The sequence below is a fragment of the Microbacterium sp. KUDC0406 genome, assembly GCF_021582875.1.
Taxonomy (GTDB): Bacteria; Actinomycetota; Actinomycetes; order Actinomycetales; family Microbacteriaceae; genus Microbacterium.
Genome location: NZ_CP091138.1, coordinates 448,255 through 469,760, shown reverse-complemented (window position 1 = coordinate 469,760; position 21,506 = coordinate 448,255). Strand labels below are relative to the sequence as shown.

Sequence of the window (21,506 nt, the reverse complement as noted above, 5' to 3'; positions counted from 1 at the left end):
TGCGGCATGACAATGGGACCATGTCGAACGAACACCCCGAGCTGCGCCGCCCCGACGGATCCCCGCTGCGCATCCTGGCCGTCGATGACGAGCCGATGCTGACCGACCTGCTCGCGATGGCCCTGCGGATGGAGGGCTGGGAGGTGCGCACCGCGGCCAGCGGTCTGGAGGCGCTCCAGGTGGCCCGCGACTTCGAGCCGGATGCGCTCGTGCTCGACGTGATGATGCCCGACCTCGACGGCATGGGCGTGCTTCGCCGGCTGCGCGAATCGGGCAACCTCGTCCCCGTGGTGTTCCTGACCGCCAAGGACGCCGTGGAGGACCGCATCTCGGGCCTCACCGCCGGCGGCGACGACTACGTCACCAAGCCGTTCAGCCTGGAGGAGGTGATCGCGCGTCTGCGCGCCGTCATCCGTCGCGCCGGTCAGGTGCGCACCGATGACGAGCAGGCGATCCTGCGGGTCGCCGACCTCTCGCTCAACGAGGACAGCCACGAGGTGTTCCGTGGCGACGACGAGATCGAGCTGACCGCCACCGAGTTCGAGCTGCTCCGGTATCTGATGCGCAACGAGCGCCGGGTGCTGTCGAAGGCGCAGATCCTCGACCGGGTGTGGAGCTATGACTTCGGCGGCAAGTCGTCGGTGGTCGAGCTGTACATCTCGTACCTGCGCAAGAAGATCGACGCCGGCCGCACTCCCCTGCTGCACACCGTGCGCGGTGTCGGCTACATGATCAAGGCGCCGCAGTGATGCGCGGCGCAGTGGGGCATCGCCCGTGTCGCGCCGCCCGCTGACCCTGCAGGCGCGGCTGATGGCCGCCGTGATCGGCTTCGTATCGCTGATCCTCGCCATCGTCGCGATCATCACGAGCGTCACGCTGGGGATCACACTCCAGAATCAGCTGGACGCACAGCTCCGTGCCGTCGCCGCGACCACCGCGAGCTGGACGACGCAGGCGATGCGCACGAATCCTGCTGACGTCGACGTGCGCACCGTGCTGGACGGACGTCGTGTGCAGTGCAACGGGATGCTCGTGGCCGTGACAGCTCCGGGGAACACGCCCTCCGGTGCCGTGATCGATACCGACTGCTCAGTGCACGCCCTCACCGACAAGCAGTTCCAGGACGTCCTCGCCTCGACGAGCGAGCCGCAGCCCGCCACGGCCACACTGTCAGGACTCGGCTCCTATCGGCTGGTCGCGCAGAACACCCCGGGCGACGCGATCGTCGTCACCGGTCTCCCGCGCGACGAGATCCAGAGCACCATGACGCGCCTGTTCACCGTGATCGCCCTCGCCACCCTGGGCGGGCTGATCCTGCTCGCCCTGACGACCGCCGTGACGATCAGCGTCGGACTGCGGCCGCTCCGCGCCGTGGTCGCGACGGCGACCCGGGTCGCCAGCAAGCAGCTGGACCGGGGCGAGGTCTCGATCACCGAGCGCGTGCCCGAGGCCGAGGCCGACCCCCGCACGGAGACCGGCCTCGTCGGCGCCGCGCTGAACACCCTGCTGGACCACGTCGACACATCCCTCGCCTCCCGCCAGCACAACGAGGAGCGGATGCGGCGGTTCGTCGCCGACGCGAGCCATGAGCTCCGAACGCCACTGGCCTCGATCCGCGGCTACTCCGAGCTGTCGCTGCGCGACAAGGGCCTTCCGGAGAACGCGCACACCGCGCTCGAGCGCATCCAGGCGCAGTCGCTGCGGATGACGCGCCTGGTCGAGGATCTGCTGCTGCTGGCCCGTCTCGACGAGGGACGCGAGCTGAGCCACGCCCCGGTGGATCTCACGATGCTCGCAGTCGAAGAGCTGACGGATGCCCGGCCCACGGCGACCGACCACATCTGGGGACTGGACGTGCCCGAGGAGCCGATCATGGTCGACGGCGACGCCGGCCGCCTGCACCAGGTGGTCGCGAACCTGCTGGCCAACGCCCGCACGCACACTCCGGCCGGGACGACGATCACGCTGAGTCTCACGGCCACGGCGGACGGCGCCGAGCTGCGCGTGCACGACGACGGCCCCGGCATCGACCCGGAGGTGCGCGACGAGCTCTTCGCCAGGTTCGCCCGCGGCGACGTCTCCCGTGCCCGCCAGACCGGCGGGACCGGCCTCGGCCTCGCGATCGCCAAGGCCATCGTGGAGGGCCACGGCGGCACGATCGAGGTGCAGAGCGCTCCCGGCGACACGACCTTCCTCGTGCGCCTCCCCGCGAAACCGCACGCCCGCGCCGAGACGGGGGCGTAGCACCCCGGTCTCGGCGCGGGCGTGCAGTCTCGAGAGGGTCAGTAGCCGGCGAAGGCGTCGGTCGTGAGCGAGCGGGCCTTCTGCAGGGCGGGGGCGAGGTCGGCAATGAGGCGCGGCGGGCCCGAGATGTACGCGTGCCGCGACGGCAGGTCGGGCACCACCTGCTCCAGGCCGTCCGCGTCGAGACGCACGCCCCTCGCCCAGGTCCAGTGCGCGGGCAGGTCCTTCGGCTCGTCGCGGGTGAACACGACGACCGGCACTCCGGTCGCGGCCAGCTCGTCGCGGAACGCCAGCTCCGACGCATCCGACGCGACGTAGATCAGCACCACGTCGCGCTCCGTGCCGGTGCCGTGCAGTTCGCGCAGCTGCGAGACGAACGGGGTGACGCCGATGCCCGCGGCCACCATCAGAACCGGTGCCTCGCCGCGCGGCAGCACGAAGTCGCCCCACGTGCCCGTGACGGCGAGCACCGCGCCGGGCCGCGCGTCGGCGAGCGCGCGCTTGTAACTGGACGGATGCTTCTGATCGCCGTTCTTGTATGCGATGCGCAGCGTCGGCAGATCGGCGGGCGCCGACAGGATGCTGAACTCGCGGCGCGTGCCGCGGGCGTCGGGCCGGTGGTGCGGCACGTCCAGCTCGAGGTACTGCCCCGCCAGGAAGCGCAGCCGGCTCTTCGTGCGGAACGTGAGCTCCTGCACGGTCGGCGTGACGAACGCCCTCTTCTCCAGCACCAGGCGCACCGAGCCGCGCAGCGCGAACGCGAAGGCCAGCAGGTTGCCGATCAGCAGGGCGCGCTCCTGCCCCAGGGTGAACAGTCCGGCGACGGGGATGGGCCAGCCCACCAGCACGCCGACCAGCGCCGCCACCCAGAACTGCTGCCAGCGCCGCGGCGGCAGCGTCAGCGGCTCGGACAGCATGAACGCGCCGAGGAACAGGATCGGCGACTGCAGCAGCGCCAGGGCGATCGCGTCGCCCGGCGCGAAATCGAGTCCGGCCGCCGACAGCTGCACCGCCTGCCGCACCACCGAGGCCCCCACCGCGACCACCGCGAACAGCAGCACGATGCGCACCTTCTCGGTGCGCCACAGGACGAACAGCCCGAGCACCGCGACCGGCACCGCCATCGCCGGCGTTCCCACCCACCACGACGCGGTGGTGCCGAGGCCGAAGACCGACACCACCGCGGCCCCGAAGGCAGCCGGGTTGAGGACGTGACGCCCGCGCCAGGCGATGAGGTACTTCGACAGGCTCGCGAGCGCGCCGGCCAGTGCCACACCTGCCAGCCCGACCATGGTCAGCTGAGGCTGCAGCACGAAGAGCAGGATGAACGCGGTCACCAATGAGGACTCGATGCGCCACGGAAGCCGCAGGATGCGCTGCGCCGCGGCATCCGCTCCTGAGATCACGACCGCGAGAACCGCATACGTCGCGAGGATCTCGGCCGCCGACGGGCCGACCTGACCGAACAGGGCGAGAGCGACGGCGATCGCCCCGAGCGCGATCAACGCGAACAGCACGAACCGATACATCGAGATCGTGGCGAGCAGGGCCAGCACGCGCTGGCGGAACGCGATGAGAGAGCCGATCACGGTATCAAGTCTCCCCCACCGGATGCCCGCGGGCGACGGTCGTCGAGCGAGCGGAGCGAGACGCAGGGGACGCAGGGGCGGGACGCACCAGGACACCCCGGAGCCTGCAGGCGTTTCGTCTCGCTCGTACTTCGCTCGCTCAACGACCCGGGAGCGCGAGCCCGAAAGCGTTTCGTCTCGCTCGTACCTCGCTCGCTCAACGACCCGGGAGCGCGAGCCTGCAAGCGTTTCGTCTCGCTCGTACCTCGCTCGCTCAACGACCCGGGAGCGCGAGCCCGAAAGCGTTTCGTCTCGCTCGTACCTCGCTCGCTCAACGACCCCCGGGGCGGCCGGGGAGCAGGAAGAGCTCACCGGGGAATCCGGTCGAGGCCTCGACGCGTCCGTCCGTGGACATCCGCACCCAGTCCAGTCCCCGGGCGGCCGCGAACGCCGGCCCGCCGTCGAAGAACAGGGCGGTCGTCGTGGCGTCGGCGAGCATCGCGTCGGGCGCGAGCGCCCACGTCGCGGCCCAGCGTCGCACCGGCAGGCCCGTGCGCGCGTCGATCACATGGTGCAGCCCGTCGCCCCAGGCACGGCGTGTGGTCGCTGACGCGCACAGCGCTCGGTCGCGCACCTCCACGACGCCGATCGCCCGGGACGTGTCGTAGGGATGCTCCAGGCCGACCCGGATGCCGCCGCCGCGGACCGCGAGGTCGCCGCCGGCGTCGACGACGATGCGTCCGCCGACGTGCGAGAGCGCGGCGAGCACGAGGTCGACGAGCCGCCCCTTCCCGATGGCGCCGACATCGATCACCGCCGGGGCATCGAGCGACAGCGCGGCATCCGACCACCGCAGCGTCGCGGTCCAGTCCTCCGGTGCCTGGCGGGCGACGCCGGCCCTCAGCGAGTACCCCGGGTCGTAGCCGAGAGCGACGAGGCTCCCGCCGGCCAGAGGGTTCACCGCGCCCGCCGTGGCCTCCGACACCTCCCGGTAGAGCTCGAGCATCGCCACGGCATCCGGCGGGGCCGGGCATTCTCCGCCACCGGCGATCTGCGACACGAGCGAGCCCGCGCGGAACCGGGACCATTCGGCGTCGAACGCGTCGATCACCGCCGAGACCGCGGTCCGCTCGCGCTCTCCCAGCGGGGCGGAGGTCTCGATCTCCCAGACCGTGCCGATCGCGTCGAACCGCCAGGTGTCCATGGGACCAGCGGCTACTCGGACGCCTGCTGCTTGATCTTCTCGAGCGCCTGGTTGAAGCCGCCGCTGGTGAGCGACGAGCCGGCGACACGATCGATCTGCAGCTCGTCGATCTTCTTGCCGTCGACCTCCGCGGAGATGCCGGCGATGAACTGCCCCTGATACTGCTCGGTCTCGCGCGCCTGCGGATCGCCGGTCACCTCGACGTCACTGACGGAGCCGCCGGTCAGCGTCAGTGTCACCGAGATCGTCTCGACGGTCTCGGGGGTCTGATACGAGCCCTCGGCGGTGTACGTCCCGTCGGCGTACTCGGCACCGCCGGACGTGGCGCCGTCCTCGGCGTCCGCCGCCCCGGAGCATCCGGCCAGCAGCAGCACGCCGGCTGCCCCGGCGAGGGCCGTCACGGTACGGGTCGTCTGGGAGGTCATGCATCCAGCATCCGATGCCGACCTATGAGATCGCCACACGGATCCTGTGCCTGCGATAACTCTCAGGCCTCGCCGTTGAACAGGCTCGTGACGGAGCCGTCCTCGAAGACCTGGCGGATCGCGGTCGCCAGCAGCGGCGCGATCGGCAGGATCGTGAGACCGGGGAACCGGCGGGACTCGGACAGCGGGATGGTGTCGGTGATCACGACCTCGTCGATCGCGGAGTCCTGCAGACGATCGGATGCCGGGTCGCTGAAGATCGCGTGGGTCGCGGCGACGATCACCTTGCGCGCGCCGTTGGCCTTCAGCGCCTGCGCGGCCTTGACGATCGTGCCGCCGGTGTCGATCATGTCGTCGACCAGCAGGCAGGTGCGGCCGTCGACGGCACCGACGATCTCGTGCACCGAGACCTGGTTGGCGACCTTCGGATCGCGGCGCTTGTGGATGATCGCGAGCGGTGCGTCGAGGCTGTCCGACCAGGTGTCGGCCACGCGCACGCGGCCCATGTCGGGCGAGACGATCGTGAGCGTCTCGCGATCCTCCTTCGTCAGCGTCTCCTCGAAGTGCTTCAGCAGCACCGGCTTGGCGAACAGGTGGTCGACGGGGCCGTCGAAGAAGCCCTGGATCTGCGCGGCGTGCAGGTCGACGCTCATCACGCGGTCGGCGCCGGCGGTCTTCAGCAGGTCGGCCACGAGGCGAGCGCTGATGGGCTCGCGGCCGCGGCCCTTCTTGTCCTGGCGGGAGTACGGGTAGTACGGGGCGACGACGGTGATGCGCTTGGCCGACGCGCGCTTGGCGGCGTCGAGCATGATCAGCGTCTCCATCAGCCACTCGTTCACCGGCTCGCCGAACGACTGCACGATGAACAGGTCGCAGCCGCGGATCGAGACCTCGAAACGCGCGTAGATCTCACCCGAGGCGAAGGTGCGGTGCTCGACCGGCGCGATCTCGGTGCCGAGGGCATCCGCGACCTGACGCGTGAGCTCCGGAACCGATCGTCCGCCGGCGACGACGAGTCGCTTCTTGGTCTTGGCGATCAGACCGGGTGCGACGCCGTTCTCGCGGTCCAGCTCGATCGTCTTCTTCTTGCGCCCCATCGGGATCCGCCTATTCCGCCGATTCGGCCCGTGCCGCTGCATCCGCCGCGGCCGTGCCCGCCCTGTTCTTCTCGACCCACCCCTCGACGTTGCGCTGAGGGGCGACGCTCATGGCCAGTGCACCCGCCGGCACGTCCTTGCGGACGACGGCACCGGCCCCGGTCTTCGCTCCAGCACCAAGCCTAACGGGCGCGACGAGCACCGTGTGCGAGCCGGTGTGCACCTCGTCGCCGATCTCGGTGCGGTGCTTGTTCACATCGTCGTAGTTGGCGGTGATCGTGCCGGCGCCGAGGTTCACGCCACGGCCGACAGTGGCATCGCCCACGTAGGACAGGTGGGGCAGCTTGCTGCCCTCGCCGATCTGCGCGTTCTTCGTCTCGACGTAGGCGCCGATCTTGCCGTCCTCGCCGAGCACGGTGCCGGCGCGCAGGAACGAGAACGGGCCGACGGTGGCGCGCGCGCCGATCACCGCGAGCGTCGCGTCGGTGCGCTTGACCACGGCGTCCTCGCCGACCTCGCAGTCCACCAGCGTCGTGTCCGGGCCGATGATCGCGCCGGTGTCGATCTTCGTGGCACGCAGGATCTGGGTGTTCGGCAGGATCGTCACATCGGGGGCGAGCACCACGTCGTCGTCGATCCAGGTGGTCTCGGGGTCGACGACGGTGACGCCGTCGCGCTGCCAGCGCCGGATGATGCGCTTGCGCAGCTCCCTGCCGGCCTCGGCGAGCTGGATGCGGTCGTTGATGCCGAAGGTGGATGCCGCGTCGGCGGCGATCTCGGCGGCGACCGGCTGTGACGCCTCGCGCAGCAGCCCGATCACGTCGGTGAGATACAGCTCGCCCTGGGCGTTGTCCTGCGTGATCCGGGCGAGATGCGTGCGCAGCTGCGATGCGCGGAACACGTACACGCCGGCGTTGATCTCGTGCACGGCAGCCTCGGCGGCATCCGCGTCCTTCTGCTCGACGATGCGCTGCACGCCGCCGGCTGCGTCGCGGATGATGCGGCCGTAACCGGTCGGGTCATCCAGCACCGCACTCAGCAGGGTGGCCGCGGCGGATGCGGCACGGTGCCCGTCGATGAGCGCGCGCAGCGTATCGGCCTCGAGCAGCGGCACGTCGCCGGAGAGCACCAGCACGTCACCGTCGAAGTCGGCCGGCAGCGCGTCGAGGGCCACCTGCACGGCGCGACCGGTGCCGGGCAGCTCGTCCTGGTCGACGATCACGGCATCGGGATACTGCGCGGTGAGCACCGAGACGACCTGGTCGCGCTCGTGCCGCACGACGACCTCGACGTACGACGCGTCCAGCGCAGCGGCCTGGGTGAGCACGTGGCCGACCAGCGGGCGACCGCCGATCTCGTGCAGCACCTTGGGCCGGCGTGACTTCATGCGAGTGCCCTGCCCTGCGGCCAGGACGATGATGGCGAGATTGTTCTGCGTCATGCTCCGCCGCCAGGACTCGAACCTGAACCTCACAGCTCCAAAGGCTGTCGTGCTGCCATTACACCACGGCGGACCGCGCCCCACCGGAGCAGGCCGCCCGTCAAGTCTGCCACCTCGCAGCCGAGTTCCCGGCGCGCGCGATAATGGTCGGATGAGCGAAGCGGATGAGGTCGACCGGATCGTCGGCGCGTGGACGACGCAGCGCCCCGATCTCGACTTCTCCCCGCTCGAGGTGCTGTCGCGTGTGGACCGCCTCTCGCGGCACCTGGACCGAGCCCGGCGCGACGTCTTCCACCGCAGCGATCTGGAGTCGTGGGAGTGGGACGTGCTCTCGGCGCTGCGCCGCGCCGGCGCCCCGTTCCAGCTCTCGCCGAAGCAGCTGCTGCTGCAGACGCTGGTGTCCAGCGGCACGATGACCAACCGGATCGACCGGCTCGTCGGCCGCCGTCTGGTGCGGCGCGAGGCAGATCCCGGCGACGGCCGAAGCGTGCTGGTGACGCTGACCGACGACGGCAGGGTCAGGGTGGATGCCGCGATCACCCGCCTCGTCGACGCGGAGGCCGCGCTGCTGGCGGCGCTCCCCCGCGCCGACCGGGAACGACTGGCCGGTCTGCTGCGCAAGCTGAGCCTGAGCTTCGATTCCTGATGGCGATGACGTCACCGCTCCCGGTGCGCGACGGCGTCGGGGCGACGCGGCTGCATGTGCCGCTGGAGGGGCCGTGGGACACGGTCTCGCAGTACATGGCCGAGCGGTTCTCGCACCTGGAGCCCGAGCGGCTGCTGCGGCGCTTCGACCGCGGCGAGATCGTCGCCAGGAACGGGTCGCCCCTGGCGAGGGACACCCCCTCGGCGCCGAGGAGTTCGTCTGGTACTACCGGGAACCTCCCGAGGAGCGCGACATCCCGTTCGAGATCGAGATCCTGCATCACGACCGCGACCTCGTCGTCGTCGACAAGCCGCACTTCCTGCCGACGACGCCGGGCGGGAAGTACCTGCAGAACTCCGCTCTGGTGCGGCTGCGCAACCTGCTCGGCAACCCCGATCTCACGCCGATCCACCGTCTGGACCGTGCGACCGCGGGGCTGCTGATGTTCTCGACCCGCCCCGAGACGCGGGGCGCCTATCAGCTGCTGTTCGAGAAGCGTCAGGTCGAGAAGGTCTACGAGGCGGTCTCGGCGATGCCGGCGGACTGGGATGCCGCCGGAGCCGGCGCTCGCCGGCATCCGCTTCCCGATCGTGTACCGCAACCACATCGAGAAGCTGCGGGCGCACGTGTGCGTGCGCGTGGATCCGGATCGCGACCCGAACTCCGAGACGCTGATCGAACTGATCGACCACGATGACCGCGTGCTGCACACGATGCTGCGGCCGCACAGCGGCAAGATGCACCAGCTGCGCGTGCACCTGTCCGCGCTCGGCGCCGGCATCCTGAACGACGGCTTCTACCCCGAGCTGCTGCCGGAGGCGCCGGACGACTTCTCGAAGCCTCTGCAGCTGCTCGCCCGCGAGTTGCGGTTCACGGACCCGCTGAGCGGCGAACCGCTGGAGTTCATCACCCGCCGATCGCTGCAGGAGCGCCCCTAGGCCCTCAGGCGCGGCACGCGCCGGTGGACACCGGGCGCGTCGCACGGTCGAGCTGAGCCAGAACAGGAAGCAGTTCGGCGTTCGTCATCGCGTAGCCGACCTGAGGCTGCACCTCGTCACGCGCGAACACGACGCCCGCGACGGCGCCGTCCTGGGTGAGCAGCGGTCCCCCGGAGTTGCCGGGCTGCACGTCGGCCCGCAGCGTGTAGACCGAGCGCTCTGCCGCGTTCGCACCGTGGATGTCGTCGACCAGCATGGAACCGGCGCGGATGACGCCGGCTGGGACCGTGCGGAACGGACCGCCGTGCGGATACCCCTGCACGACGCCGCCGTCACCGGCACCGAGCGCGTCCGCCAGCGGCAGCGGATCGGCATTGACGTCGGCTGCGACCACGGCGAGATCGTCCACGGGATCGAAGTACACCACCCGGCCGTCCCGTGCGGGCTCCCCCGGCAGTTCGACGATCGGTGCGTCGACACCCGCGACGACGTGCGCGTTGGTGACGATCAGGTCGTCGGCGACGACGAAGCCGGAACCGCTCGACGTGATTCCGCACGCTGCGGCGATGCCGGAGACCCTGGCCACCGACTCCGCGGCGGCCGCGAGTGCCGGGTCGTCGGTGTCGATCTCGCCGGGGTCGGGGGCGATCGCCAGGTCGCTCTCATCGAGCAGGCCGTCGATCGTGGGCAGCGTGGTGTCGCCGAGCACCGCGGAATGCAGCCGCGCCATCGCCTCGGCGACCGGCGGCGGCGTGCTCTGCTCGATCGTGCGCAGCACGACGGATGATGCGACGGATGCCGAGACCACGGGGATCCCCGCGGCGGCGATGCCCGCCCCGGTGAGCGTGAGCACGAGCGCGGCCGAGACGACCGCGAGCACGCCGCCGAGGAGCCGCTCGATGCCGCGCAGGCGCAGCCGGTCGGCGCCGTGCCGGATCAGGGCACCGATCGCGGCGCCGACTCCGGCTCCGATGCCGAGGAGCAGAATCGCGCTGCCGACCACCGAGAGACCGTGCCAGTCGCTCGACGCCGTCAGCCCGGAGACCCACGGCAGCGCCCAGGGGGCGGCGAGGCCGCCGGCGACGAGGCCGCAGAGCATGCCGAGCACGGCGAAGAGGCCGGCGCGGATGCCGCTGACGAGCGCGACGATCAGCAGCACGACGACGATCACGTCGACCACGGTCATGCCACAGGACGCTACGCGAGGAGCCTATGCGGACCCCGAGCGAGCACTGTCAGCGACGCATCACCTTCCGCGCCAGACGCGTGCCGAGGGTCTGCACGAGATGCACGAACACGACGATGAGGATGATCGCCGCCCACATCACGACCGGTTCGAAACGCCGGAATCCATAGGTCAGGGCGAAGGCACCGAGGCCGCCGCCGCCCACCGCACCGGCCATCGCCGTCATGTCGATCAGCGCGACGACCACGAACGTGTAGCCGAGGATCAGCGGGCCGAGCGACTCCGGGATCACCACCGTGAACAGGATGCGCCACGGGCCGGCGCCCATCGCACGGGCCGCCTCGATGACACCGGGCGGCACCGAGACGAGATGCTGCTCGACGATGCGGCCGATCGCGAACGATGCGGCGAGGCCGATCGCGAACGCCCCGGCCGTGGTGCCGATACCGGTGCCGATGACCGCTCGGGTGAGCGGCTGCGCGACGGCGATGAAGATCAGGAACGGGATGGGGCGGAAGAAGTTCACGAGCAGCTCGAGGATTCCGTTGATCACCCGGTTCGGCAGCAGGCCGCCGCGACGCGTGATGTACAGGGCGACGCCGATCAGCGTGCCGAGCACACCCGCCATGATCAGCGCGAACGTCGCCATGTAGAGCGTCTCGAGCGCCGCCTGCCAGAACTCCGGCCACAACTGATTGAGCCTGTCCATCAGCGCACCTCCCCCGTCGTGAGCTCGGTGACCTGCGCGTGCGCACCGATCGTGCGCAGAGCGGCGTCGACCGCGGCATCCGCCCCTGTGATCGCGAGCGTGAGGTGCCCGAACGCGCGACCGCGGATGTCGTTGATGCCGCCGTAGACCAGCTCGAAGCCGAGCCCGGCGTTCGCGAGGTCGAGGAACACCTGCGCTTGCGACGAGTCGCCGTCGCGGAACGAGAACGTCACGAGGCGGCCCTGGTGTCGCTCACGCAGCGAGGCCGCCTCGGCGGGCGAGGGGATGCCCTTGATGACGGTGCCGACGAAGCGCTGGGATGCCGGGTTCTGCGGGTTCGAGAACACGTCGAACACGTCGCCCTGCTCGATGACCTTCCCGCCCTCCATCACGGCGACCTTGGTCGCGATCGTCTGGATCACGTCCATCTCGTGCGTGATGACGACGATCGTGACGCCCTGCTCCTCGTTCACCCGCTTCAGCAGCTCGAGCACCTCATGTGTGGTCTGCGGGTCGAGTGCGCTGGTCGCCTCGTCGGCGAGCAGGATGTCGGGCCCGGTGGCGAGAGCGCGGGCGATGCCGACACGCTGCTTCTGACCGCCGGAGAGCTGCTCAGGGTACGCCCTGGCCTTGTCGGAGAGGCCGACGAACGCCAGCAGCTCGGCCACACGGGCGTCGATGTCGGGCTTCTTCCAGCCCGCCAGCTTCAGCGGATAGGCGATGTTGGTCTTCACGTTCTTCGACGAGAAGAGATTGAACTGCTGGAAGATCATGCCGATGCCGGTGCGTACCCGGCGCAGGTCTCGCTCGGAGAGTCGGGTGATGTCGGTGCCGTCGACGGTTATCGACCCGGACGAAGCCGGTTCGAGGGCGTTGATCAGGCGCACCAGCGTCGACTTTCCGGCGCCTGAGTAGCCGATGATGCCGAAGACGTCGCCCTTCTCGATGTCGAGCGTCACGTCGTCCACTGCGGTGACGACGGCGGAGTTCTTGTCGGCGGGCGGGTACGTCTTCGTGACGTCGGACAGGGTCACGATGGGCATGTGCGAGGTTCTTCCTGTCATGCGGAATCGGGCGGGGCCCCGTGAGGCACCGCCCGATTCTCTCACCGGATGCCGGTCAGCCGTTGGCTTCCGTGTCCTTCTCGACCTTCTCGAGTGCGTCCTCGAGTTCGGCTGCGGGCGTCTTCAGCGCCACGGCGGTGTCGCCGGAAGCCTCCTGCAGGCCCTTCTGCACGCCAGGGTCGTTCTGGAAGATGTCCACGAGCTTGAGGTAGGTCTCGTTGTCCTTGTCCTCGGCGCGCGCCGCGAAGATGTTGACGTACGGCAGTGCGTTCGGGTCGGTGGGGTCGTCCTGCGCGATGGCATCGGAGAACTTCAGCCCCGCCTGATCCACGAAGTCGTTGTTGATGATCGCAGCAGCCACGTCGGGCAGCGACTGCGGGATGAGCGCGGCCTCGAGCGCGGTGACCTTGACCTTGGACTTCGCCTCGTCGACGTCTGCGAGGTCGGAGAACGTGGTGCCGCCGCTCTTCAGTTCGATGAGCCCCGCCGACTGCAGCACGAGGAGTGCACGGGCCTGGTTGGACGCGTCGTCCGGAACCGCGACGCTCTCGCCCTTCTTGATGTCCTTCACGTCGTCGTACTTGGTCGAGTAGAGCGCGAGCGGGTAGATCGCTGTGGCACCGATCGGAACCAGGTCCTCACCAGATGCGACGTTGTAGTCCGCCAGGTACACGATGTGCTGGAACTGGTTCAGCTCGAGCTCCCCCTGCGCGAGAGCCGGGTTCGGCTGCTCGTAGGAGGAGAAGTCGACGAGCTCGACCGTGATGCCCTCCTTCTTGGCGGCCTCGACGAATGCCGGCCACTGCACGGTGCTCTTGTCGACGACGCCCACCTTGACCACCTTGTCGGCGGCATCCGATCCCTCGGATCCGGGGTTCGAGGCGCAGCCGGCGAGGCCGGCGATGAGGGCGGTGGCCGCTGCGGCAGCGGCGATGACGGACGTGATGCGTCGGGACATGGTGGTCGGTTCCTCTCTTGGGGACTCGAACACGGTACGTGCGGCATCCGGTGCCATCCGAATCGAGCCGTCACACGGCGTCACAGCGGGTGCACGCTGCTCAGCCGACCTCCTCGATCCCCCGCAGGCGCACCTCTTCCAGATCCATCCGCGCGGCGATGCGGCGCACGATGAGATCGTCGACGGTGCCGGAACGGCGCAGTCCGTGCAGCACGTCGCGCTTGCGCTCGATCAGCGCGAGCTTGAGACGGGTGGCCTCGTCGTGACGCACCAGTGGCGAGCGCTGCAGCAGGTCGACGTTCGTGGAGACGGCGAGCATCTGCAGGGGCGCCGTGGGACCGGCGATGGTCGGGTCGACGGCTGATTCGAGGGCGAGCGGATCGGGTTCGTCGAGCAGGGCCTCCATCGCCCCGACCTCGGCGTCGACGAGGGCTCGCTCGCGCTCCAGGGTTCGGGCGTTCGCCAGCTCGAGTGCCTCGTATCCCTCCCGACGCGCGCGGTCGCGCACCTCGTCGCTCACGCCCTGCTGTGCGGCGAGCTCGTCCAGCGCGGCGAGGGCCGCGCCCGAGATGGCGCGTTCGGCCATCTCGTACTCCTCGTCCTCGGCATGATCGGCAGGGATCCTCGCCCAGCGGACGACCGCCGGCAGCAGCGGACCCTGCACCAGCAGGCTGAGCAGGATGACGCCCGCGGTGACGAACACGATCGCGTCCCTGCCCTGCACGGCTCCCCCGTCGCCGGATGCCAGCGGCACCGAGAGCGCGATGGCGAGTGAGACCGCGCCGCGCATCCCCGCCACCGTGCTGACGATCCAGGCCCTCGCTCTGGTTCGACCGCGCAGCGGGGAGGCGCCGCGGGCGAACGGGACGGTCAGGGTCTGGAACAGCAGGCGCACCACCAGCAGCACCAGCCACACGGCGAGGGTCACCAGCACCAGCCAGCCGATCATCGCCGCCGAGATCTCGTGCACGACGTACTGCACCTCGATGCCGATCAGCACGAACAGCGCGCCGTTGAGCAGGTACACGCCGAACGGCCAGGCTGCGTCCGCCTGCCGGCGCGACGCCGCCGTCGTCATCCGCGGCGCGACCGCCGCGACGATCAGGCCGGCCACGACCACCGCGAGCACGCCGGATGCCTGGACCAGCTCAGCCACCAGGAACGCGGTGAATGGCAGGAGCAGCAGCGTGACGTTGATCACGATCGTCGACGTCATCCGCCGCAGCACCAGGAATCCGAGCCCGGCCACCGCCACGCCCGCGGCGATCCCGCCGACATAGGACTCCACGACCATCCACGTCACCGACAGCGGCGTGATGTGCGCGCCCATCGCGAGCGACACGGCGATCGCGTACAGCACGAGCGCCGTGCCGTCGTTGGTGAGGCTCTCGGCCTTCAGCTTCATGAACATGCGCCGCGGCAGCAGCCGTCCGAGGGCGGCGACGGCCGTGGCATCCGGCGGCGCGACGGCGGCGCCCAGGATCAGTGCCGCCTCCCACGGCAGTCCGAACAGCACGGCGATGCCGGCGACGGCGAAGGCGCTCGCGACCACGAGCACGGTGCTCATCGGCAGGATGTAGCGGAAGTCGCGTCTGATCGATCGGAGCGAGGTGGTCAGGCTCTCCCAGAACAGCATCACCGGCAGGAAGAGCAGGAGCACCGTCTCGGGCGGCAACTGGATCTCGCGCAGCGCGGGCACGAAGCCGAGCAGCAGGCCCAGCACGACGAGCACGAGCGGCAGCGCGAGCCGTATCCGCGGCGCGATGATCGCGCCGACGACGATGGTCGCCCCCAGCAGGACGGTGACCTCGAGACCTTCCATGGTGCCTCCCGGATGGCTGTTCCGTACCGGACACAAGTCCGCGGCACGTTCACGCTATTCCCGGATGGCGGAACTCGCGAGCCTCAGAAGTGTCAGCCGAGCTGCTCGGTGAGCTCGAACCAGCGCAGCTCGAGCTCCTCCACCTCGTCCTGCTGCGCCTGGATCGCCTTCATCTTCTCGCCGAGGCCGGCATAGTCGGACTGATCGTGGTCGGCGAGCGCGTGTTTGGCCTTGTCGATGTCGCCGTTCAGCTTCTGCATCTTGCGCTCGAGAGCGGCGAGCTCCTTCTCGGCGGTGCGGCGGGCGGCGCCGTCGAGAGTGGATGCTGCGGGCGTTTCGTCTCTGCGTTTCGACTCGCCTGCGGCTCGCTCAACGACCGTCGCTCGCTCAACGACCGAGGGCGCGGACTGCTCCAGTGCGCGCAGTCGCAGGTACTCGTCCACGCCGCCGGGCAGGTGCCGCAGGTGCTTGTCCAGGATCGCGTACTGCTGGTCGGTCACGCGCTCCAGGAAGTAGCGGTCGTGGCTGACGACCAGCAGCGTGCCCGGCCACGAGTCGAGGAGGTCTTCGATGGCCGCGAGCATGTCCGTGTCCATGTCATTCGTCGGCTCGTCGAGGATCAGCACGTTGGGCTGATCGAGCAGCACGAGCAGCAGTTGCAGTCGGCGCTGCTGTCCACCCGAGAGATCCTTCACCGGTGTGGACAGCTGGGCCGAGGTGAAGCCGAGGCGCTCGAGCAGCTGCCCCGGGGTGAGCTCCTGAGTCTTGGAGCTCTGGGTCCCTGAGCCTGTCGAAGGGCCGAAGGTGTACGAGGTCCGCAGGCCGTTGATCACGGTGCGCACCGGATCGTTCCAGTGCTGGTCGAGCTCGTCGAGACGCTGCGTCAGCGTGCGCACCTGCACGGTCTTGCCGTGCTTGACCCGGCCGCTGGTCGGCTGCACCGCACCCGAGATCAGGCCGAGCAGGGTGGACTTTCCCGCGCCGTTCACGCCCAGGATGCCGGTGCGCTCGCCCGGCGCGATGCGCCACTCGACGTCCCTCAGCACCTCTTTCACCGCGGTCCCCGAGCCCGTCGAAGGGTAGGAGACCCCGGCATCCAGCAGGTCGACGACGTCCTTGCCCAGACGCGAGACCGCGAGCGACTGCAGCGACACCGAGTCACGGATCGGCGGCACGTCGGCGATCAGCTCGTTGGCGGCGTCGATGCGGAACTTCGGCTTGCTGGTGCGCGCCGGCGCGCCGCGGCGCAGCCAGGCGAGCTCCTTGCGGGCCAGGTTCTGCCGCTTGGCCTCGGACGCCGCCGCCATCCGGTCGCGCTCCACGCGCTGCAGGATGTAGGCGGCGTAGCCGCCCTCGAAGGGCTCCACGATGCGGTCGTGCACCTCCCAGGTCGCGTTGCAGACCTCGTCGAGGAACCACCGGTCGTGGGTCACGACCAGCAGCGCGCCGGAGTTCTTCGCCCACCGGTTCTTGAGATGCCCGGCCAGCCAGGTGATGGCCTCGACGTCGAGGTGGTTCGTGGGCTCGTCGAGGAAGAGCACGTCCCAGTCGCCGGCCAGCAGCTTCGCGAGCGACACGCGGCGGCGCTGGCCGCCGCTGAGCGATGCGACGGGAGTGTCCCAGCCGAGGTCGGCCACCAGTCCCGAGATCACATCGCGGATGCGGGCATCCCCGGCCCATTCGTGCTCGGGGGTGTCACCGACCACTGCGGCGCCCACCGTGAGCGCGTCGTCGAGGGTGTCGCCCTGGTCGAGAACGCCGATGCGGGTGCCGCCGCGGACCGTCACGCGACCGGCATCCGGCTCGCGGATGCCGGCGAGCATGCCGAGCAGGCTCGACTTGCCGTCACCGTTGCGACCCACGATGCCGATGCGGTCGCCCTCCTCCACGCCGAGAGTGATCGAGTCGAAGACGACGCGGGTGGGGTACTCGAGATGCAGGCCTTCGGCCCCGAGGAGATGTGCCATGTCGCATCCAGGCTATCCCGTGCGAGCAGGGCGACCGCTGCGTCAGCGGATGCGACCCCGCCGACGTACGACGCTCTGCAGGGTGTCGCGCACCGGCGCGCCGAGCACGAGGCCGAGCGTCGCCCCGGACGCCAGCGCGAGCCCGATGGCACCGGCCTGAAACAGGTCGGAGAACCCGAGGATCAGCGGGACGGCCTCATCCTGCGCTTCGACGATGCGCAGCAGGCCGCGGTAGACGACCGAGCCGGGCACCATCGGCACGATGGCCGCTGTGGTGACGGCGATCGACGGCACGTGCAGCCGGTGCGCGATGAGGGTGCCGACGAAGCTGGCGATCAGGGCGCCGATCGCGCTGGCCATCGGCACGCCGATATCACCGGCGACTGCGGCGCTGTAGCCCGCCCACGCGACGCTGCCCAGCAGCGCCGAGACGAGGATGGTGCGCGCCGTCGCCCCGTTCCAGACCGCGACGGTGACCGCGATGAGCACGACACCGGCGACCTGCATGGCGACCGGTCCCAGCGCGGGCGGATCCGAGGACAGCGGGAACCCCATCCCGAGCCGCTGGGCGAGCGAAACCCCGCCGACGATGCCGATGACGACGCCGAGGGTGAGCAGGGCGAGATCGAGGATGCGACCGCCGGCCGTCAGGGCGAAGCCGTCGATGGCGTCCTGCGCCGCGGCGACCACAGACATGCCGGCGAGCATCAGCACGATCCCGGCGGCCACGATGATGCCGGGACTGGCGTCCTGGAACAGCGCGACGCCGTTCGCGCGCAGCACGTTCGTCGCAGCCGCCCAGGCGGTGACGACAAGAGCACCCGTGGCCTGCGAGAAGAAGAAGGGCACGTGCAGGCGCGCCATTGCGCGCTGAGTGAGCGCGGCGCTGCACGCAGCCAGCAGCGCCATCAGGGTCGTCGTCCACGATGCTCCGTAGAGCAGGCACACGCCGACCGCGAGAAGGCCCTGCGCCAGGACGATGACGGCCGGACGGTAGCGGAACGGCATCCTGCGGATCACATGGAAGCGGATCCTGGCCTCATCCAGATCCAGGCCGGATTCGATCTCGGCCACCAGCGCCTGCAGCTGCTGCAGCTTGGAGTGGTCGGGCACGGGCGCGCGCACCACCCTGATCAGTGTGAAGGGCAGGTCGGATTCTCCGCCGTGGTACGACACGGCGATCGAGTTGAAGGTGATGTCGATGTGCACCGGCAGGATGCCGAGCGCTCTGGTCACACGGGTCGCCGAGAGCACGACCTCGTTGGCCGCCGGCACCGACCGCGATCAGCGCCTCGGCGATGCGCATCGACAGATCGATCACCCGTCGCGCGTACTGCTCGTCCACCGAGAGGATGGCCTCGGTCATCGGGCGCGAGGCGGCGTCGACGTGCACCATCCGCGTGAGGCGCACCCGCCAGCCCTTCGGCACGATCATCATGTGGCGACCACCGTCAGCGCGAGCAGGACGCGCAGGCTTGACTCGCCCTCCCGCACGCCGAGCGTGACAGAGTCGAGGACTGCGCGGGTGGAGCACTCGAGATGCAGGCCTTCGGCCCCGAAGAGATGTGCCATGTCGCATCCAGGTTAGTCGCGTCCGTCTGCCGTGCGTTCGTCGGCCCTGCGCAGCGGCGCGCGACATCCCGTGCCGGGTGTCGTATCCGGCTGAGTCCGTTCGTCGTCCTTGTGAACGGCACCCGAATGGCGGGCGCCGAAGTCAGGAGACCGACTCGATGAGACTCACGACAATCACACAGCTCACACTCGACGGAGTGACTCAGGGCAATGGCGGTACGACGGAGGAGGACCGCGAGACCGGATTCGAACGCGGCGGGTGGGCTCGCGGCGCGGGTGACGACTCGACGCGCGATCACATCACCGCGACCTTCCAGCGCGCCGACGCGTTCCTGTTCGGCCGCCGGACATACGACATCATGCACCGGTTCTGGGGAACCGTCGACGACCTGAGACAGCACCCGATCGGCGTGGCCCTGAACTCGAAGCCGAAGTACGTGGCATCCACGACACTGACGGAACCGGAATGGGCGAACACGACAGTCCTCGGAGCGGATCTGCTCTCCGCGGTCAGGGAACTGAAGGAGAGCGGGCACGGCGAGCTGCAGGTGCACGGGAGCAGCCGTCTCATCCAGTGGCTGCTGGAGCACGACCTCATCGACGAGATGGAGCTCATCACCGTCCCGGTGGTTCTCGGGCAGGGCGCGCGTCTCTTCGCCGGCTCGGGGCGGGATGTCGCCCTGGACCTCGTGTCGTCCCGTTCCGATTCCCGCGGCGTGATGATCCAGACCTATCGGCCCGCCGGCCGTCCCGAGTACGCGACATTCTGAACAGGAGATCCCTCGACATGCATGCCGACCAGAGCCCCCGGCCGCGCACCATCCACGAGGTGCTGGACCGCTACAATCGGGCATTCCGACTGCACGACCCCACGCTCCTGGAGGACCTGATCTCCGACGACTGCGTCATCGAGGACACGAGTCCGCCTCCCGCCGGGATCCGCCGCGAGGGCCGGGAGGCGTGTCTCTCCCGCTGGTCCGAACTCGCGGGCGACTCCAGCCTCTCCTTCTCGACGGAGCCCGCGGAGATCCTCGGCGACCTCGCCGTGGCTCCGTGGCGGCTGCGCTGGGGAAGCGGAGAGAACGACTGGGTCCGAGGCGTGAACCTCATTCGCGTCCGCGACGGCAGGATCGTCGAGGCCCGCGGCTATCTGAAGGCCTGAGACAGAAGGAGAGGATGCCCACATGCAGTATCTGGTCTCTGTGATCGAGGACAGAACCACCCCGGGCAACTCGGACAGACGCCCGCAGATCAGCGAGTTCAACAGGCGGCTGATCGCCGATGGTCACTGGGTGTTCGCGGGCGGACTCGCCGACACCGATGCGGCCACCGTCGTCGACAACCGAGGCGAGGTGCCGGTCGTCACCGACGGCCCGTTCGTCGAGTCGAAGGAGTACCTCGCCGGGGTCTGGGTCTGGGAGGCACCCGACCTGGATGTCGCGCTCGCCCTTGCGTCCGAGGCGTCGGCGATCTGCGATCGGAAGATCGAGGTGCGACCGTTCGCATGACCGTCGCGCGGATGCGCGGCCTCTGAGCCTCAGGACAGCGGGTCGCTGAGCCTCAGGACAGCGGGTCGCTGAGCCTCAGGACAGTGGGTCGCTGAGCCTGTCGAAGCGTCGACCCTTCGACGGGCTCAGGGACCCAGAAGCTGCGCCAGGGACCCAGAAGCTGCGCCAGGGACCCAGAAGCTGCACTCGGGGACCCAGAAGCCGCGCTCGGGACCCGATCGCGGTCAGAGCATGATGCGAGCGCCCGGCACGGCGCCATGCACATGCAGGGCCTCGCGCCCGATCGCGCGCAGCTCGTCCTGCACCGCCTGGGCGGCCTCGGGCCCGGCGCACAGGAAGGCGATCGTCGGACCGGAGCCGGAGACGACGCCGGTCAGCGCACCGGCGCGCACCCCTTCGGCCAGGATGTGGTCGAGCTCGGGCCGCTCGGCCACGGCCGCCTGCTCGAGATCGTTGATCATTCCGGGGGCGAGTGCGAGAGGATCGCCCGCACGCAGCGCCTGCAGCACGGCGATCGGCACGTCGAGCGACAGCGGCGGATCGTCGGCGAGCGCCCCCGTGGCCGCGCGCTGCCGGTCGAGGCGGCCGTAGATCGCCGGAGTGGAGAGGCCCTCGTCGCTGGGCACCAGGACCCAGTCGAAGCGTCCCGGCGCGAGCGCCGGCGTGAGCTGCTCACCGCGACCGGTGCCGACGGCGGTGCCGCCGTGCAGGGCGAACGGAACATCGGCTCCCAGACGGGACGCCAGGTCGTGCAGCGCGTGCGGCCCGAGTTCGGTGCCCCAGAGCGCATCGCAGGCGACCAGCGCGGCCGCTGCATCCGCCGAACCGCCGCCCATGCCGCCGGCGACCGGCACGCTCTTGCGCAGGTGCAGCGCGACGCCCTCGGTCACCCCTGCCGTCTGCGCCACGAGCTTCGCCGCGCGCATCGCGAGGTTGCGGTCATCGAGCGGCACGGCTCCGGCATCGACGTCGCCCGACACGGTGAGCGAGAAGTCGGATGCCGGGGTCGCATAGACGTCCTCGTACAGCGAGACAGCCTGGAAGACCGTCGCGAGTGCGTGATAGCCGTCGTCGCGGCGGCCGCCGACTCCGAGGTAGATGTTGATCTTGCCCGGGGCCCGCACGTGCACGGCATCCGAGCGCTCCGCGAAGCTCAT

Annotated in this window: 20 protein-coding genes, 1 tRNA gene and 1 pseudogene; 7 read left to right on the top strand and 15 right to left on the bottom strand. The window is 69.9% G+C overall.

The genetic code is table 11. The features are described 5' to 3' along the window. Positions 1-20: 20 nt before the first annotated feature. Entirely contained in the window at positions 21-749 is a 729-nt protein-coding gene (locus L2X99_RS02485; RefSeq protein WP_157310797.1) for a response regulator transcription factor, read from the top strand. 25 nt (positions 750-774) lie between these two features. Further along, entirely contained in the window at positions 775-2,244 is a 1,470-nt protein-coding gene (locus tag L2X99_RS02480; protein ID WP_329608121.1) for a sensor histidine kinase, read from the top strand. A gap of 38 nt (positions 2,245-2,282) precedes the next feature. Here L2X99_RS02480 and L2X99_RS02475 read toward each other — a convergent pair whose 3' ends face one another. The 6 genes from L2X99_RS02475 to L2X99_RS02450 form a co-directional block, all read right to left on the bottom strand. Continuing rightward, complete coding sequence (locus L2X99_RS02475) at positions 2,283-3,833, bottom strand: FAD-dependent oxidoreductase (RefSeq protein WP_236125211.1); 1,551 nt, start codon at positions 3,831-3,833, stop codon at positions 2,283-2,285. A gap of 310 nt (positions 3,834-4,143) precedes the next feature. Further along, entirely contained in the window at positions 4,144-5,016 is an 873-nt protein-coding gene (locus L2X99_RS02470) for an FAD:protein FMN transferase (protein ID WP_236125212.1), read from the bottom strand. Between the two features lie 11 nt (positions 5,017-5,027). Next, a complete protein-coding gene (locus L2X99_RS02465) occupies positions 5,028-5,441 on the bottom strand; it encodes an FMN-binding protein (protein ID WP_236125213.1) in 414 nt (137 codons plus the stop codon). Positions 5,442-5,503: 62 nt separating this feature from the next. Continuing rightward, the gene (locus L2X99_RS02460) at positions 5,504-6,538 is read right to left on the bottom strand and encodes a ribose-phosphate diphosphokinase (protein WP_236125214.1); all 1,035 of its coding nucleotides are present in this window, start codon (positions 6,536-6,538) and stop codon (positions 5,504-5,506) included. A gap of 10 nt (positions 6,539-6,548) precedes the next feature. Continuing rightward, positions 6,549-7,979 (bottom strand): bifunctional UDP-N-acetylglucosamine diphosphorylase/glucosamine-1-phosphate N-acetyltransferase GlmU, encoded by a 1,431-nt coding sequence (glmU, locus tag L2X99_RS02455; RefSeq protein WP_236135594.1) that lies wholly within the window; start codon positions 7,977-7,979, stop codon positions 6,549-6,551. A gap of 1 nt (position 7,980) precedes the next feature. After that, positions 7,981-8,052, bottom strand: a tRNA-Gln gene (locus L2X99_RS02450). Between the two features lie 78 nt (positions 8,053-8,130). On the opposite strand from L2X99_RS02450, the gene L2X99_RS02445 reads away from it, so the two are divergent. Together L2X99_RS02445 and L2X99_RS02440 are read left to right on the top strand one after the other, a co-directional pair. Next, positions 8,131-8,625, top strand: a complete 495-nt coding sequence (locus L2X99_RS02445; RefSeq protein ID WP_236135593.1) for a MarR family winged helix-turn-helix transcriptional regulator — start codon at positions 8,131-8,133, stop codon at positions 8,623-8,625. Positions 8,626-8,630: 5 nt separating this feature from the next. Further along, a pseudogene (locus L2X99_RS02440) lies at positions 8,631-9,563 on the top strand (pseudouridine synthase). Between the two features lie 4 nt (positions 9,564-9,567). Here L2X99_RS02440 and L2X99_RS02435 read toward each other — a convergent pair. The 8 genes from L2X99_RS02435 to L2X99_RS02400 all read right to left on the bottom strand — a co-directional run bounded on the left by L2X99_RS02435 (position 9,568) and on the right by L2X99_RS02400 (position 18,841). Next, positions 9,568-10,749, bottom strand: a complete 1,182-nt coding sequence (locus tag L2X99_RS02435) for a MarP family serine protease (RefSeq protein ID WP_236135592.1) — start codon at positions 10,747-10,749, stop codon at positions 9,568-9,570. Between the two features lie 49 nt (positions 10,750-10,798). Then, entirely contained in the window at positions 10,799-11,458 is a 660-nt protein-coding gene (locus tag L2X99_RS02430; RefSeq protein ID WP_236125216.1) for a methionine ABC transporter permease, read from the bottom strand. Further along, complete coding sequence (locus L2X99_RS02425; RefSeq protein WP_236125217.1) at positions 11,458-12,501, bottom strand: methionine ABC transporter ATP-binding protein; 1,044 nt, start codon at positions 12,499-12,501, stop codon at positions 11,458-11,460. The genes L2X99_RS02430 and L2X99_RS02425 overlap by 1 nt, the downstream gene beginning before the upstream one ends. Before the next feature lie 76 nt (positions 12,502-12,577). Continuing rightward, positions 12,578-13,480 (bottom strand): MetQ/NlpA family ABC transporter substrate-binding protein, encoded by a 903-nt coding sequence (locus tag L2X99_RS02420; RefSeq protein ID WP_236125218.1) that lies wholly within the window; start codon positions 13,478-13,480, stop codon positions 12,578-12,580. Between the two features lie 100 nt (positions 13,481-13,580). Continuing rightward, complete coding sequence (locus L2X99_RS02415; protein ID WP_236135591.1) at positions 13,581-15,302, bottom strand: Na+/H+ antiporter; 1,722 nt, start codon at positions 15,300-15,302, stop codon at positions 13,581-13,583. Between the two features lie 92 nt (positions 15,303-15,394). Then, on the bottom strand, positions 15,395-17,269 hold the full coding sequence (locus L2X99_RS02410) for an ABC-F family ATP-binding cassette domain-containing protein (RefSeq protein WP_236135590.1): 1,875 nt from the start codon (positions 17,267-17,269) through the stop codon (positions 15,395-15,397). A gap of 42 nt (positions 17,270-17,311) precedes the next feature. After that, on the bottom strand, positions 17,312-18,544 hold the full coding sequence (locus L2X99_RS02405; RefSeq protein ID WP_236135589.1) for a threonine/serine exporter family protein: 1,233 nt from the start codon (positions 18,542-18,544) through the stop codon (positions 17,312-17,314). A gap of 159 nt (positions 18,545-18,703) precedes the next feature. Next, entirely contained in the window at positions 18,704-18,841 is a 138-nt protein-coding gene (locus tag L2X99_RS02400; RefSeq protein WP_236125220.1) for a hypothetical protein, read from the bottom strand. A gap of 158 nt (positions 18,842-18,999) precedes the next feature. Here L2X99_RS02400 and L2X99_RS02395 point away from each other — a divergent pair, with 158 nt between their 5' ends. From L2X99_RS02395 to L2X99_RS02385, 3 genes are read left to right on the top strand one after another with little or no spacing between them, the layout of a single operon-like run. After that, the gene (locus L2X99_RS02395; protein ID WP_236125221.1) at positions 19,000-19,611 is read left to right on the top strand and encodes a dihydrofolate reductase family protein; all 612 of its coding nucleotides are present in this window, start codon (positions 19,000-19,002) and stop codon (positions 19,609-19,611) included. 17 nt (positions 19,612-19,628) lie between these two features. Next, entirely contained in the window at positions 19,629-20,003 is a 375-nt protein-coding gene (locus L2X99_RS02390) for a nuclear transport factor 2 family protein (RefSeq protein ID WP_236125222.1), read from the top strand. A 22-nt stretch (positions 20,004-20,025) separates the two neighbouring features. Further along, positions 20,026-20,349, top strand: coding sequence for a YciI family protein (locus L2X99_RS02385; protein ID WP_236125223.1), 324 nt, complete (start codon positions 20,026-20,028; stop codon positions 20,347-20,349). A 224-nt stretch (positions 20,350-20,573) separates the two neighbouring features. On the opposite strand, the gene L2X99_RS02380 is transcribed toward L2X99_RS02385, so the two are convergent. Then, a complete protein-coding gene (locus tag L2X99_RS02380; protein WP_236125224.1) occupies positions 20,574-21,506 on the bottom strand; it encodes a 4-(cytidine 5'-diphospho)-2-C-methyl-D-erythritol kinase in 933 nt (310 codons plus the stop codon).

Bases quoted from the DNA above. Each gene is read 5' to 3' on its own strand.
- L2X99_RS02485 (WP_157310797.1), top strand. From the start codon at position 21: ATGTCGAACGAACACCCCGAGCTGCGCCGCCCCGACGGATCCCCGCTG.
- L2X99_RS02470 (WP_236125212.1), bottom strand. From the start codon at position 5,016: ATGGACACCTGGCGGTTCGACGCGATCGGCACGGTCTGGGAGATCGAG.
- L2X99_RS02465 (WP_236125213.1), bottom strand. From the start codon at position 5,441: ATGACCTCCCAGACGACCCGTACCGTGACGGCCCTCGCCGGGGCAGCC.
- L2X99_RS02460 (WP_236125214.1), bottom strand. From the start codon at position 6,538: ATGGGGCGCAAGAAGAAGACGATCGAGCTGGACCGCGAGAACGGCGTC.
- glmU (WP_236135594.1), bottom strand. From the start codon at position 7,979: ATGACGCAGAACAATCTCGCCATCATCGTCCTGGCCGCAGGGCAGGGC.
- L2X99_RS02445 (WP_236135593.1), top strand. From the start codon at position 8,131: ATGAGCGAAGCGGATGAGGTCGACCGGATCGTCGGCGCGTGGACGACG.
- L2X99_RS02435 (WP_236135592.1), bottom strand. From the start codon at position 10,749: ATGACCGTGGTCGACGTGATCGTCGTCGTGCTGCTGATCGTCGCGCTC.
- L2X99_RS02430 (WP_236125216.1), bottom strand. From the start codon at position 11,458: ATGGACAGGCTCAATCAGTTGTGGCCGGAGTTCTGGCAGGCGGCGCTC.
- L2X99_RS02425 (WP_236125217.1), bottom strand. From the start codon at position 12,501: ATGCCCATCGTGACCCTGTCCGACGTCACGAAGACGTACCCGCCCGCC.
- L2X99_RS02420 (WP_236125218.1), bottom strand. From the start codon at position 13,480: ATGTCCCGACGCATCACGTCCGTCATCGCCGCTGCCGCAGCGGCCACC.
- L2X99_RS02415 (WP_236135591.1), bottom strand. From the start codon at position 15,302: ATGGAAGGTCTCGAGGTCACCGTCCTGCTGGGGGCGACCATCGTCGTC.
- L2X99_RS02410 (WP_236135590.1), bottom strand. From the start codon at position 17,269: ATGGCACATCTCCTCGGGGCCGAAGGCCTGCATCTCGAGTACCCCACC.
- L2X99_RS02400 (WP_236125220.1), bottom strand. From the start codon at position 18,841: ATGGCACATCTCTTCGGGGCCGAAGGCCTGCATCTCGAGTGCTCCACC.
- L2X99_RS02395 (WP_236125221.1), top strand. From the start codon at position 19,000: ATGAGACTCACGACAATCACACAGCTCACACTCGACGGAGTGACTCAG.
- L2X99_RS02390 (WP_236125222.1), top strand. From the start codon at position 19,629: ATGCATGCCGACCAGAGCCCCCGGCCGCGCACCATCCACGAGGTGCTG.
- L2X99_RS02385 (WP_236125223.1), top strand. From the start codon at position 20,026: ATGCAGTATCTGGTCTCTGTGATCGAGGACAGAACCACCCCGGGCAAC.
- L2X99_RS02380 (WP_236125224.1), bottom strand. From the start codon at position 21,506: ATGAGCTTCGCGGAGCGCTCGGATGCCGTGCACGTGCGGGCCCCGGGC.